This is a genomic window from Nitrospirillum guanabarense, assembly GCF_034653355.1.
GTDB lineage: Bacteria > Pseudomonadota > Alphaproteobacteria > Azospirillales > Azospirillaceae > Nitrospirillum.
This window is the reverse complement of sequence record NZ_JAYEER010000004.1, coordinates 944,345-958,186: the sequence shown is the minus strand read 5'-3', so window position 1 is coordinate 958,186 and position 13,842 is coordinate 944,345. Positions and strand designations below refer to the sequence as shown.

Annotated in this window: 11 protein-coding genes; 3 read left to right on the top strand and 8 right to left on the bottom strand. The window is 69.7% G+C overall.

Going from position 1 to position 13,842, the window contains the following annotated elements:
* Nucleotides 1-2: 2 nt before the first annotated feature.
* From UAA55_RS22440 to UAA55_RS22430, 3 genes are all read left to right on the top strand, one after another.
* Nucleotides 3-530, top strand: a complete 528-nt coding sequence (locus tag UAA55_RS22440; protein WP_322955510.1) for an isoprenylcysteine carboxyl methyltransferase family protein — start codon at nt 3-5, stop codon at nt 528-530.
* A gap of 219 nt (nt 531-749) precedes the next feature.
* Nucleotides 750-1,442: a Crp/Fnr family transcriptional regulator gene (locus UAA55_RS22435; RefSeq protein WP_322955509.1), complete on the top strand. Its 693-nt coding sequence runs from the start codon at nt 750-752 to the stop codon at nt 1,440-1,442.
* A gap of 532 nt (nt 1,443-1,974) precedes the next feature.
* Nucleotides 1,975-8,088 carry a beta strand repeat-containing protein gene (locus tag UAA55_RS22430; RefSeq protein ID WP_322955508.1) on the top strand — a complete coding sequence of 2,038 codons (6,114 nt, stop codon included), beginning with the start codon at nt 1,975-1,977 and terminating at the stop codon, nt 8,086-8,088.
* 28 nt (nt 8,089-8,116) lie between these two features.
* Here UAA55_RS22430 and UAA55_RS22425 read toward each other — a convergent pair whose 3' ends face one another.
* The 8 genes from UAA55_RS22425 to UAA55_RS22390 form a co-directional block, all read right to left on the bottom strand.
* Nucleotides 8,117-8,554 (bottom strand): PaaI family thioesterase, encoded by a 438-nt coding sequence (locus UAA55_RS22425; protein WP_322955507.1) that lies wholly within the window; start codon nt 8,552-8,554, stop codon nt 8,117-8,119.
* A 34-nt stretch (nt 8,555-8,588) separates the two neighbouring features.
* Nucleotides 8,589-8,891 (bottom strand): flagellar motor switch protein FliN, encoded by a 303-nt coding sequence (fliN, locus tag UAA55_RS22420; RefSeq protein WP_322955506.1) that lies wholly within the window; start codon nt 8,889-8,891, stop codon nt 8,589-8,591.
* Nucleotides 8,892-9,012: 121 nt separating this feature from the next.
* Entirely contained in the window at nt 9,013-9,495 is a 483-nt protein-coding gene (locus UAA55_RS22415) for a GGDEF domain-containing protein (protein WP_322955505.1), read from the bottom strand.
* On the bottom strand, nt 9,453-10,235 hold the full coding sequence (locus UAA55_RS22410) for a hypothetical protein (protein ID WP_322955504.1): 783 nt from the start codon (nt 10,233-10,235) through the stop codon (nt 9,453-9,455). The genes UAA55_RS22415 and UAA55_RS22410 overlap by 43 nt, the downstream gene beginning before the upstream one ends.
* A gap of 189 nt (nt 10,236-10,424) precedes the next feature.
* Nucleotides 10,425-10,955: a mismatch-specific DNA-glycosylase gene (locus UAA55_RS22405; protein ID WP_322955503.1), complete on the bottom strand. Its 531-nt coding sequence runs from the start codon at nt 10,953-10,955 to the stop codon at nt 10,425-10,427.
* A gap of 85 nt (nt 10,956-11,040) precedes the next feature.
* Entirely contained in the window at nt 11,041-11,256 is a 216-nt protein-coding gene (locus tag UAA55_RS22400; RefSeq protein ID WP_322955502.1) for a hypothetical protein, read from the bottom strand.
* Between the two features lie 26 nt (nt 11,257-11,282).
* Nucleotides 11,283-11,447 carry a cbb3-type cytochrome oxidase assembly protein CcoS gene (gene ccoS, locus UAA55_RS22395; protein ID WP_322916700.1) on the bottom strand — a complete coding sequence of 55 codons (165 nt, stop codon included), beginning with the start codon at nt 11,445-11,447 and terminating at the stop codon, nt 11,283-11,285.
* Nucleotides 11,447-13,840 (bottom strand): heavy metal translocating P-type ATPase metal-binding domain-containing protein, encoded by a 2,394-nt coding sequence (locus tag UAA55_RS22390; protein ID WP_322955501.1) that lies wholly within the window; start codon nt 13,838-13,840, stop codon nt 11,447-11,449. Before UAA55_RS22390 ends, ccoS begins: the two co-directional genes overlap by 1 nt.
* Nucleotides 13,841-13,842 lie beyond the last annotated feature (2 nt).

The window sequence follows — 13,842 nt, the reverse complement described above, 5'->3', positions numbered from 1 at the left end:
CCATGGACGGACTCGCTTTCGGCCCCCCGCAAATCGTCGTCCTGCTGCTGGCCGTCCAGCGCCTGGCGGAATTGCGGTTGGCCAACCGCAACACCCGCCGCCTGCTGGACCAGGGCGGGCGCGAGGTCGGGCGGGCGCATTACCCCCTGTTCATCCTGCTGCACAGCGCCTGGCTGGCGGCGCTGTTCTTCCTGGTTCCGGCCGACGCGCCCGTGGTCTGGCCCGTGGTGGGCCTGCTGGTCCTGTTGCAGTTGGCCCGGTACTGGGTCATCCGTACCCTGGGCCCTTATTGGACCACCCGCGTCATCACCCTGCCCCAAGCCCCGCTGGTCCGGGGCGGGCCCTTCCGCTGGGTCCGCCATCCCAACTACTGCGTCGTGGTGGCGGAGATCGCGGCGGTGCCCCTGGCCTTCGGCGCCTGGCAACTGGCCCTGGTCTTCTCCCTCGCCAACGTCCTGCTGCTGACCCACCGCATCCGAGTGGAGGAAACGGCGCTGAGGCCGCGCCGGTCAATGGCGCCGCAGGGATAAAGCGGGGGCGCCGCAGGGGGACGAACGGCTCTTTGGATAGCGGGTCTCCACCAAAAGGCGTGGAGCCGTTTACGGCGGGCTTGCGGGCCGTTATTGTCCGGCTCCAGTCCCTGTTAAATGGGCCCTGTTAAATCAGCCCCCACACACAATGTTAGGGGCCGGTACGGATGCCGGGGATGGCATCCGTACCGCGACCGACCCTATCCGGAGCCTATTCCCGTGATCGAAGCCGCGTCCCTCGACAGCATCGAGCTGCTGGCCCCCCTGACGGCGGACCAGCGCGCCAGCTTGGCCAAGCAGTGCAGCTGGCGCCATTTCCACCCGCAGGAACAGGTGATCGACCGCGCGTCGGACAGCCGTGACGTCTGCTTCATCGTCGAGGGCCGGGTGCGGGTGGTGAACTACTCCCTCTCCGGCCGCGAGGTCACCTTCGACGATGTGGAGGCCGGCGGCTACCTGGGCGAACTGTCCGCCATCGATGGCGAGGCGCGATCCGCCAGCATCGTGGCGCTGAGCGAGGTCATGGTCGCCTTCATGTCGCCGCGCCTGTTCCAGCAGGTGGTGACGCAGAACCCCACCATCGCCTGGGGCGTCATGACCCGCCTGGCCAGCATCGTTCGTTCCGCTACCGGACGGATCATGGATTTGTCGACGCTGGGCGCCAACAACCGCGTGCACGCCGAGCTGCTGCGCCTGGCCAAGCCCAATCTGAAGGGCGACAACACCGCCGCCATCTCCCCCATCCCGATTCACAGCGACATCGCCGCCCGGGTCAGCACCACCCGCGAAACGGTCGCCCGCGTGCTGGGCGACCTGTCGCGCGACAGGCTGGTCATCCGCCAGGACAACTCCCTTCTGGTCCGCGACTTCGCCCGATTGGAGGAGATGGTGGAGGAAGTGCGCGGCGACTGAGCCTTTGGGGTTAACCATGAGGTCAGTTTTTTGAAGTGTGACACGCTTGCCACGGTTTTTTAACTTTTCATCAATCCGCGTCGGAGCTATATAAGAGGGGCTTGACCGTGACGGATTTGACACTCTCAAGCCTTCAACCTCCTTATGAGGCTCCCTTCATCTTCGCCGGCTGTCCTGAGACAGCCGGCGTTTTTTTTGGGGTCGCCGGCGCCCTGGCCCGCCCCATACCCCATCCCTTTGCGCCTCTTGCGCGCGCCTAAGCCAAGCCGTGCATTCGAGGGTGCGAAACACCACGAAAACGGATACATTCATCCCTTGAATGCAATCTTGTGATTGGCATCGCGTCGCCTGGTCGTGGCGGCCCCAAAGGGGCGTCGGGGCGGTCGTGTCTCAATACCTTTTCCAGCGCATCCAGTAGGGGGCGGGGGACAAGGCGGACGTCAACGCCACCAGGCCGTGGCGACACCCAGAAGGGGTGTGGGTTCTTGCGCCGAATACGAAGCATCTCAAAGAGATGCGGTCGGAGGTGGGTATGGTTTCGCAGATCGGTCTTCTGACGCCGGCGCAGTTCGCCGCCATCACGACCACGAATATCCAGCGGCTGACGACGCAGGACGTCCAGGCGCTGACGACCGCCCAGATCAGGGCGATGACGACGCAGCAGGCGGCGGCCTTCCAGGTCAGCCAAATGGTATTCAGCGCAACTCAGCTGCAGGCGTTCAGCGAAGCCGACATCACGGCGTTGGGCACCGATGATTTCAAGGCCCTGAAATCCACCCAGGTCGCCGGCCTGACCTCCAACCAGATACAGGCGCTGAGCACCGACCAGCTGGCCGCCCTCACCACCGCCGACATCCAGGAATTCAGCAAGGCGCAGATCGGCGCTCTGACCACCGACCAGTTGGCGGCCCTGTCCACCGCCGACATCCGCGCCCTGACCGTCACGCAGCTGAGCGGCCTGACAACGGCCCAGCTGGCGGGCCTGGGCTCTGACAACCTGTCGGCCCTGAACAGCGCGCAAACGGCCAGCCTGACTGCCGCCCAGGTCAAGGCGCTGACCACCGACCAGCTGGCGTCGCTGACCACCGCCGACATCCGCGAATTCAGCGCCAGCCAGATCGCGTCCCTGACGACCGGCCAGACCTCGGGCCTGACAACCGACGCCGTCGCCGCCCTCACCACCGCGCAGGTGGCGGGCCTGACCACGGCGCAGATCCGCGCGCTGACGTCCGACCAGCTGTCGGCCCTGTCCACGGCCGATGCCAAGGCCCTGGCGGTGACGCAACTGTCCGCCCTCACCAGCGGCCAGATTCCCTTCCTGACCAGCAACGTGCTGTCCACGCTCAGTTCCCTCCAGGTGGCGGCCTTCTCCACCGCCCAGGTCAGGGCGCTGACCACCGACCAGCTGAACAGCCTGACCACCGCCGACATCCGCGAATTCACCAGCCTGCAGGTGGCGGCCCTCACCACCGCGCAGATCGCGGGCATCAGCACCGGCAACCTGGCCGCCCTGACCACCATCCAGACGACCGCCTTGACCACCGCCCAGGTGGCCGCCCTGGGCACCGACCAGGTCGGCGGCCTGACGACGGCGCAGGTGGCGAACCTGTCCGCCAACCAGATCAAGGCCTTGTCCACCGACCAGCTGGACGCGCTGGGCACCGCCACGGTGCGGACGCTGACCAGCATCCAGCTCGCCGCCCTGAGCACGGCGCAGATCGCGGGCATCAGCACCGACAACCTGTCGGCCCTGACCAGCGCCCAGGTGCAGAAGCTGTCGACCGCCCAGGTCCGCGCCCTGACCACGGACCAGCTGAACGGCCTGACGACGGCCGACATACGGGAATTCGCCGCCGCCCAGGTGACGGCGTTCAGCACGGCGCAGATCTCCGCCATCGACACCGACAACCTGTCGGCGCTGACCACGCCGCAACTGACGGGCCTGACCTCCACCCAGTTGTCGGCGCTGACCACCGGCCAGGTCGCGGCCCTGACCACCGCGCAGCTGGCCAGCCTGACGGCGGTGCAGCTGAAGGGCCTGGGGTCGGACCAGTTCAGCGCCCTGGGGACGGCGTCGGTGCAGAAGCTGACGCCGGCGCAGGTGGCGGCGCTGAGCACGGCGCAGATCGCCGGCCTGTCCACCGACAACCTGTCGGCGCTGAACAGCGCGCAGGTGGCGGTGCTGGGCAGCCTGCAAATCCGCGCCCTGACCACCGACCAGCTGAACGCGCTGAGTTCCGCCGACATCCGCGAATTCACCGCCACCCAGGTGGGCCAGCTGAGCACCACCCAGGTGGCGGGGCTGGGCAGCGACGCCCTGGCGGCCCTCACCACCGCGCAGGTGGCCAATTTGACCACGGCCCAGCTGCGCACACTCAGCTCGGACCAGCTGTCCGCCCTGTCGACCGCGGACCTGCGCGCCCTCACCTCCCTCCAGATTCCCGGGCTGACCACCGGGCAGATCGCCGCGCTGGGCACCAGTGCCCTGTCCGCGCTCAGCAGCGCGCAGGTGCAGACGCTGACCAACGCGCAGGTCCAGGCGCTGACGACCGACCAGTTGAACAGCCTGACCACCGCCGACCTGCGGGAATTCGCCCCCAGCCAGATCGCGGCCTTGACCACCGCCCAGGTGGCCGGCCTGCAGACCGCCACCCTGGCGGCGTTGAGCACCGCCCAGGTCGCCGCGTTGACCACCGCCCAGGTGCGGGCGCTGACCACGGATCAGCTCAGCACCCTGTCCACCGCCGACGCCCGCGCCCTGACCGCCACGCAGCTGGCGGCCGTGTCCACCGCCCAGGTGGCAGCCCTGGGCAGCGACGCCCTGTCCGCGCTCAGCGCCAGCCAGGTGACCGGCTTGACCAGCGCCCAGGTCAGGGCGCTGACCACCGATCAGCTGAACGCGCTGACCACCGCCGACATCCGCGAATTCTCCGCCACCCAGGTCGCGACCCTGACGACGGACCAGGTGTCCGCCCTGGGCACCGCCAACCTGTCGGCGCTCAGCAGTGCCCAGGTGCCCAGCCTGACCAGCGCCCAGGTCAGGGCGCTGACCACCGACCAGCTGAACGCGCTGACCACGGCCGACGTGCGTGAGTTCAGCGCCACGCAGGTGGGCACGCTGTCCACCGGGCAGCTGTCGGCCCTGGGAACCAGCCAGCTGACGGCGCTGACCTCCCTGCAGCTGGCCGGCCTGACGACCACCCAAGTGGGGGCCCTGACCACCGACCAGGTGGCGGCCCTGACCACCGCGCAACTGGTCACCCTATCGGCCACCCAGGTGAAGGCCCTGACCACCGACCAGCTGTCGGCCCTGCCCACCGCCAACCTGCAGAAACTGACCGCCGCCCAGGTCTCGGCCCTGACGACGGCGCAGGTGGCGGGCCTGGCCACCGGCACCCTGACGGCCCTGACCACGGCCCAGGTGGTCAGCCTGACGGCGGCCCAGGTGGGGGCCCTGACCACCGACCAGCTGAACACCCTGTCCTCGGCGGAAGCGCGGGCCCTGACGTCCCTGCAATTGACCAGCCTCAGCACCAGCCAGGTGTCGGCGCTGGGCACCGCCTTCCTGACGGCCCTCAGCAGCACCCAGGTGGCCAGCCTGTCGGCGACCCAGGTGAAGGCCCTGACCACCGACCAGCTGGGCACCCTGCCCACGGCCGACGCCCGCGCCCTGACGGCCACGCAGGTGTCGGCCCTGACCACCAACCAGGTGGCGGCGCTGAGCAGCGACGCCCTGTCGGCGCTGACCGCCACGCAGGTGGCCGGCCTGACCTCCGCCCAGGTCCGCGCGCTGACCACCGACCAGCTGAACGGCCTGACCACCGCCGATATCCGCGAGCTGTCCGGCGCGCAGGTGGGTTTCCTGTCCACGGGCCAGATCGCGGCGCTGGGTACCGCCAACCTGTCGGCGCTCAGCAGCACCCAGGTGCCCAGCCTCGGCAGCGCCCAGGTCCAGGCCCTGACCACCGGCCAGCTGAACAGCCTGAACAGCGCCGACATCCGGGAACTCAGCGCCACCCAGGTGGGACAGCTGACCACGGCCCAGCTGTCGGCCCTGGGCACGGAGCAGCTGACATCCCTGTCGTCCAGCCAGATCGGCGGCCTGACCACGGCGCAGCTGAACACCCTGACCACCGGCCAGGTCGCCACCCTGACCACGGCGCAGGTCACCAGCCTGACCGCCACCCAGGTCAAGGCCCTGACCACCGACCAGCTGGACGCGCTCAGCACCGATACGGTGCGGACGCTGACGGGCACCCAGGTGGCCGCCCTGACCACGGCGCAGCTGGCGGGCCTCAGCACCGCCAACCTGTCGGTGCTGACCACCGCCCAGGTGTCCAGCCTGACGGCGGGGCAGGTGTCCAGCCTGACCACCGACCAGTTGAACACCCTGTCCACCGACGACGCCCGCGCCCTGACCGCCGCGCAGATCCAGGCCCTGACGACGGCGCAGGTCTCGCAGCTCAGCACCAGCTTCCTGGCGACGCTCAGCACCCCCCAGATCGCCAACCTCTCGGCCACCCAGGTCAAGGCGCTGACCACGGACCAGCTGGGCACCCTGTCCACCGCCGACGCCCGCGCCCTGACCGCCACCCAGGTCCAGGCCCTGACCACGGCCCAGGTATCCTCCCTGGGCACCGACGCCCTGTCAGCCTTCAGCGCCACCCAGGTGGGCAACCTCGGCAGCGCCCAGGTCCAGGCCCTGACCACCGGCCAGCTGAACAGCCTGACCACCGCCGATGTGCGTGAATTCACGGCGACCCAGGTGGGCCAGCTGACCACGGCCCAGCTGTCGGCCCTGGGCACCGCCCAGCTGACCGCCCTCTCCACCAGCCAAGTGCCCAGCCTGACCACGGCGCAGGTCAGCACCCTGACCACCGATCAGGTGGGGGCGCTGACGACGGCGCAGGTGACCAGCCTGTCGGCCGCCCAGGTCAAGGTGCTGTCCACCAGCCAGATCAACGCGCTCAGCACCGACACGATCCGGACGCTGACGGGGACCCAGGTGGCGGCCCTGACCACGGACCAGATCAGCGGCCTCGGCATCCCCTTCCTGTCCACCCTGACCACCGGCCAGGTGGCCAGCCTGACCACCCTGCAACTGCACGCCCTGGGCACCGACCAGCTGAACGCCCTGCCCACGGCGGACACGCGGGCCCTGACGGCGACGCAACTGAGCAGCCTGGGCACCGACCAGGTGAGCGGCCTGGGCACCGATTTCCTGCAGGCCTTGAGCAGCACGCAGGTGGCCAGCCTGACGGCCGCCCAGGTCAAGGTGCTGTCCACCAGCCAGCTGGACGCGCTGTCCACCGCCGACACCCGCGCCCTGACGGCCACGCAGCTGGCCGCCCTGTCCACAGACCAGATCGCCGGCTTGAGCACCGACAACCTGTCGGCCTTGAGCGCCACCCAGGTGAACAGCCTGAACAGCGCCCAGCTACAGTCGCTGGGCACCGACCAGTTGAACGCCCTGACCACCTCGGACATCACGGAGTTCACGGCCGCCCAGGTCGCCCTGCTGACCACTAGCCAGCTAGCGGCCCTGGACACCACCCACGTCGCGGCGCTGACCACGCCTCAGACCGCGGCGCTGACCACGGCGCAGATCACGGCCCTGACCACGGCCCAGGTGGCCGGCCTGACGACGGCCCAGGTGGCCGGCCTGTCGGCCACGCAGGTCAAGACGCTGAGCACCGACCAATTGAACGCCCTGTCGACCAGCGACGCCCGCGCGCTGTCGGCCACCCAGCTGGCCGCCCTGACGACGGCGCAGCTTTCCGGCCTCAGCACCGCGGTGCTGACGGCGCTGAGCAACACCCAGCTGAGCAGCCTGTCGGCCCCGCAGATCCAGGCGCTCAGCACCGATCAGCTGAACGCGCTCAGCACGTCGCAGATCAGGGGCCTGTCGCCCACCCTCATCACCGCGCTGACCACGGCCCAGATATCGGCGCTCGACACCGACAACCTCTCGGCGTTGAGCGGCCCGCAGGCCACCGTGCTGACCACGGCGCAGATCCAGGCGCTGACCACCAGCCAGTTGAACGCGCTGTCCACCGCCGACATCCGCGAATTGTCCGCCACCCAGTTGGGTGTTCTGACCACCAACCAGATATCCGCCCTGACCACGGGCGACGTGTCGAGCCTGACCGCGGCGCAGGTGGCCGCCTTGGGCACGGCGCAGGTCGGGGCCCTGACCACCAGCCAGGTGGCGGCGCTCACCACCACCCAGGTCTCCGGCCTGTCGCTGGCCCAGGTGAAGGCGCTGGGTACCGCGCAGCTGGACGCCTTGGCCACCGACCGCATCGTGAATCTGACGCCCGCGCAGGTGACGGCCCTGACCACGGCGCAATTGGCGGGCCTCAGCACCAGCAACCTGTCGGCGCTGAGCGGCACCCAGGTCGCCCTGCTGAACAGCACCCAGATCGACGCCCTGACCACGGCGCAGATCAGCGCCCTGACCACGGACGACATCCGCGAGTTCACCGTCAGCCAGGTGCCGATGTTCACCACCGATCAGATCCCGGGCCTCAGCACCGACCAGATCCTGGCGATGTCGTCGGACCAGGCCAACGCCTTCAGCGGCGACCAATTGGGCGTCTTCACTTCGGACCAGACCAACGCCTGGCAGACGGCCCGCACGTCATAAGGGGCGGGTGGGGGCGACGGGGCCGCCTTCAGGCGCCGGCCAGGCTCCACAGGGCGGTGCCGGCCACCAGGGGTCGGTCGCCATCATGGACCCGGACCTCGGTCACCAGCTGCGACCAGTTACGGCGGATCAGCCGCGCCTCACCCTGCACCAGGGTGCCGCGCGGGCCGCTGCCCAGGTGGTTCAGCGTCAAATTCAGCAGCACCGCCTCCCCCTCCGGCACGCCTTCGTCGCTGATGGCGCGCAGGCAAACCAGTTCGGCGAAGGACGCCAGGACGGAGGTATGGATTTGGCCGCCGGCCGCCAGGTGGCGCTCATCCGCCACGAAGGCGCGGACCCAGCCGCCGTCCCCGCCGCCACGGGCGGGCCGCCCCTCCCAGAAGGGGCCGATATGGGCGATGAAACCAGGCGTCACCGGGCACAGGGCCCAGCCCTCGGTACCCGCCTCCGCGCCGTCCGCCATCATGCCCTTGCCCCCCTTGGTTCCCAGGCGAACGATGTCAGCCGTTCACCCGCGTGAACTCGCGGAAGGTCACGGCGATCTTGTCCTCGACGATGGTGACCTCGCCCCGGCCCACGGTGCGGCCGGAAACGATGATGTCGGACAGGTCGTCGATCTTGCGGTCCAGTTCCACGATGGCGCCGCGGCCCAGCTTCAGCAGATCGCGGACGCGAATGGTTGATGTGCCCAGCACCACCGACACCTCGACCACCGTGTCGTAGATGGCCGACAGCTCGGTGGATGAGGCCATGGATTGGCCGCCACCGCCGAACATGGCGTCGATATCGTCCTGGTTGCTCATGTCGCCGGATCCGTATTCGCAAATCCCGCCCGTGGGATACCGGATGACATTACCATGACCCGGCAGGCAAGCGAGTGGCGATTTGGATGGATGGGCCGGCGCGGTTCGCGCGGGCGGGCGCCTAAATCCAGCAGGCCATGGCCAGTCCGGGAATTTCCGCGTCGGCGCCCCGCCCCGCCTCGTCCCAGACGTGCGCCTCCACCCGGTTCCGGCCGCCGGTCTTGGCACGGTAGAGCGCCTGGTCGGCCGCGTGGACCAAGGCGGCCCAATCGACGCCGGGCGCGAGATTGGCGCGGCCGACACTGACGGTGCACCGAACCGGCGCTTGCGGGTCCACGACCAGGTCGGCGACGGCCTTGCGGATCCGCTCCGCCACGGCGGCCACCGTGGCCGCGTCGGCGTCAGGCAGGGCGACCGCGAATTCCTCGCCGCCGACGCGGCCCAGGATATCCGTCGCGCGGATGACGCCGGCGATGGCCTGCGCGACGCGCGTGATCACGACGTCGCCCATGCCATGGCCCCACCGGTCGTTGATGGCCTTGAAGTGGTCGATGTCGACCATCAACGCCGCCAGCATGCCGCCCCGCTGCTGGGCCCGCGCCACCAGGCGCTCCCCCTTTCCCAAAGGACGCGGCGATTGGCGATGCCGGTCAAGGGGTCTTGCTCCGCCAGGCGGATCAGGCGCGCCTGCAACCGCTGCCCCACCATCCACAAATAGCCGAGGGTCAGCGTGAAGGTGACACCGGCCCGCAGCATCAGCCCTATGGAGGTGGTGGAATCACGCACATCACCGATCACCACCCGGCCGTGCGGCAGCACCATCAGCGCTTCCCAACCCATGCGGGTCAGCAGCACCGCCGCCCAGGCCACGTTGAATCCCGCCATCGTCCAGGCGGCGATCCTCAGATCGCGCTCCGCATGGCGGAGCAGCAGCCAGGCGCAACCCGTCGCCAGCAGGAGGCGGCAGCCGCACCCCAGGATGACGTTGATGGGCAAGTTCAGACCGACCCCCAGGAAAAGGCCGATCTTGGCGCACGACAGCGCCGCCGCCGGAAGCAACAGCCAGAGGGTCCGCCGGGGCCGGTTCAGGAACGACAGGATGCCGACGTAAGCCAGCATCGTTCCCCAATCCAGCAAGAGGTTGCCGATCAAACTGAACGCCGGTATGGGCCGGTTGGCGTGGGGCGTCAGGACAATCAGCAAGCCAGCGGCATTGAACAGGTTCGAGGAAACCCAGAACCAGACCGCCCTGCCCGCCTTCAGCGTACGACCGACGGGAAACAAGCAGAAGGCGGCGATGACATGCAGCAGAATATTCACGTCGAGAAGTGTCAGGACATGCATTTCACTTCCACCGCCGCGCAATACCGATAACGGCCGGATATTCCCCATGGCATCGACCGGGGCGCCCGCGACAGGACAGCGAAAATAAATCCGTCAACCGAACACCGGAACCCAGTAGTGATACTAGCACACAACTGTTCCCGGAGTGGACTATGCCGGCGCACTACCTGGAAATGCAAATCTGCAAAATCAGGGGAGCCGGGCGGAAGCGGTGCGCCGGTGGGCCACGAAGGCCGCCGCTTCCCGCCAGGGCTCCAGCGTGAAGAAGCGCCGCGCCTGGCCGGAGGGGGACGGCAGGACGAACAGGGTGACGCCCTCGAAATCCTGGGCCTGCCGCCCGTAGACGGGGCTGCCGATCAGCCCGAAATGCCCGGCCAGGAAGACGGACGCGGCCGTCTTGCTGGTGAAGGCCACGGCGCCGGGACGATGGCGCCGCATCTTCTCCACGAAGGACGCCACGTCATAGGCGGCGGGGTCCAGGTCGACGTCGTTGCCGAACTGGGTCTTGTTCAGGTCGGTCAGGCCCAGCCCCAGGGTCGGCAGGATGGGATATTCCTGGGGTTTCAGCCGCGTGGGCGTGAATCCGGCGGCGTGCAGGCTGGGCCAGAAGGCGTTGCCCGGCTTGGCGTAGTAGGCCCTGGCCTCCATGGAGGCGCGGCTGGGCGCCGTGCCGCAGAACACCAGGTGAAGGCCGGGGACGAGGACGTCGGGGATCAGCATGGCGCAAAGATAGGGACGCCCCCGATCCCGCGCCAGTGATCATGTTTATCCGCCCTCAGATGCCGGGTGGCCGCATCCGCTGGCTTCACTCCGCCGGCTGCTGCGCCAACTCGTCCTGATGACCGCCGACGGTGCGGGCGATGGTGAAGAAATTGACCAGCACGCCGAAGGCGACGAACAGCAGGCCATCGATGTAGCCCGCCAAGTCGGTGGATCCGGCGGCGAAGAACAGGCCCAGCACAGCCACGATGATGCCCATGCCATGAACGATGACGGCCGGCAGGGTGTTGGACGCTTTCATGGGAACTCACTCCATCAGGTCAGGTGTCAAACGGGCCGCTTGGGCAGCGGTGTTTCATCCTCGTACAGGATGCGGGTGGCGGAGCCGTCGAGGTCCTCGAACTGGCCGTCGCGCACCGCCCAGAGGAAGGCGCAAAGCCCCAGCCCGCCCAGCAGCAGGGCGGCGGGGATGAGGAAAAGCAGGCTGTTCATCATTGACCTCCGTCGGGGGATTTCTTACCGCCCAGGCGCAGGGCGTTGGCCATGACCGCCAGGGACGATCCCGACATGGCGGCGGCGGCCACGAACGGCGTGGCGAGGCCGGCCATGGCCACCGGCACGGCGCACAGGTTGTACAGCAGGGTGAAGGCCAGGTTCTGGCGCACCAGGGCGCGGGCCCGCCGGGCCACGGCCAGCGTCTCCGCCACCGCGGCCAAGCCATCGCCCTGGAACACCACGTCAGCCGCCGTCTGGGTCACGTCCACGGCGCTGGCCGGGCTGAGCGAGACGTCGGCGGCGGCCAGCGCCGCGGCATCGTTCAGCCCATCGCCCACCATCAGGACGTTCCGCCCTTCCGCCCGCAGCGCCGCCAGGTGCGCGCACTTGTCGGCCGGCCGGGCATCGGCACGCACGATATCGATGCCGACCTCCGCCGCCAGGGCCTGGGCGGTGACGGCGCGGTCGCCGGACAGCAGCTCCACCCGGTAGCCGGCGGCCTTCAGCTCCGCCACCACGGCGGCGGCGTCGCGGCGGGGCCGGTCGGCGAACAGAAAGCGCCGGGGCGGCTGGCCACAGCGGCTGAACCACAGCTCCGGTCCCGCCCGCCCCTCGTCGTCCGCATCCGTCACGCCGCAGAAGGCTCTGGAGCCCAGGCGGACGAAGCCCTGCGGTCCCCTCCAGCGCAGGCCGCCCCCCGGCACCTCCACCACGCCCTCGGCAACCGGGCCGGGGCCGGCGGCGCGGGCCAACGCCCGCGACAGGGGATGACGCGACGCGCGGGCCAGCCGGGCGGCCAGCTCCAGCTCCGCCGCCGTCAGGGTGGGGTCGGGCAGCAGGTCGGGACGGCCCAGGGTCAGGGTGCCGGTCTTGTCGAACACCACGGTGTCCACCGGCGCCAGGCGTTCCAACGCCGTGGCGGATTTCAGCAGGATGCCCTGGCGCATCAACCGGCCGCTGGCCGTGACCTGCACCGCCGGCACCGCCAGCGCCAGGGCGCAGGGGCAGGTGATGATCAGGACGGATACGGCGATCAGCAGCGCCTGGTACCAGGCGGCATGGCCCAGGAACACCCAGGCCAGGAATGTGGTCAGCGCCGTCAGATGCACCACGGGCGTGTAGGCCCGGGCGATGCGGTCGGCCAGCAGGACATGGCGCGCCCGCCCCTGCTCCGCCGCCTCCAGCAGGCGTACCATCTCGGCCAGCAGCGTGCCCTCGCCGCTAGCCGTGGCGGTCAGGCGCAAGGGGGCGGTGCGGTTGATCATGCCGGCGAAGACCTGGGCGCCGGGCGCCACCGCCAGGGGCAACGTCTCGCCCGTCACCAGGCTGGCATCCAGGTCGGACACGCCCTCGGCCACCGTGCCGTCCACGCCGATGCGCTCCCCCGCCGCGACCAGCACGGTGGCGCCCAGGGACACCCGGGCGGGCGGCACCACCTGGGGCAGGCCGTCGGCGTCCAGAACCGTCACGGGCGCCTGGTTCAGGGCCAGCAAATGGGCGGCGGCCGAACGCGCCCGGCCGCGCGCCCGACTGTCCAGATAGCGGCCCACCAGCAGGAAGAACAGCAACATGACGGCGCCGTCGAAATAGGCGTGCTCCCCATGCTGGGCCGTCATCACCACGCTCATGCCCGTGGTCAGCAGCACGCCCACCGAAATGGGCACGTCCATATTGGTACGCCCGGCCCGCAACGCCGCCAGGGCCGACTGGAAGAAGGGCTGGCCGGCGATGGCCACCGTGGGCAGGGCGATCAGGGCCGATACCCAGTGGAGCAGCGTGCGGGTGGCGTCGCCCATGGCGTCCGCCCCTGACCAGACGGAAACGGACAGCAGCATGACGTTGGCGGCGGCGAAACCCGCTAGCGCCAGACGGCGCAGCAGGGCTCGTTCCTGTGCCGCCGCCGGGTCGGCCCCCGCGCCGGCGCCACCGAAGGGTGCCACGCGGTAACCCAGCCCCGTCACCAGCCGGGCGTAGTCCACGGCCTGGGCGGGCGCGCCAGTCCAGCGCAGGGTCAGGCAGCGCGTGGTCAGGTTGGCCCGGGCGGAGCGCACCTCGGGATGGTGCTTGGTCACCGCCGCCTCGATCAGCCACAGGCAGGCGCCGCAGTGCAAGCCGTCGACGCTGAGGCGCAGCAGGCAGCTGCCGTCCGGCGCCACCGCCACCGCATCGGGCAGGCCCAACAGGGGATCGGCGCCGTCCCCGTCATCCGCCACGGCGGGGGCAGCGGCCTCCGCCGGCCGACGGTCGTAATAGGCGTCCAGCCCCAGGTCATGGATCAGGGTGTAGGCGCCGGCGCAGCCCTGGCAGCAGAAGGCGCCCCGCTCCGTCGCCGCCCCCATCAGGGGCTGACCGCAGTGCCGGCAGTGCGCCGTCAGGCTGTCCAAGGGCATGG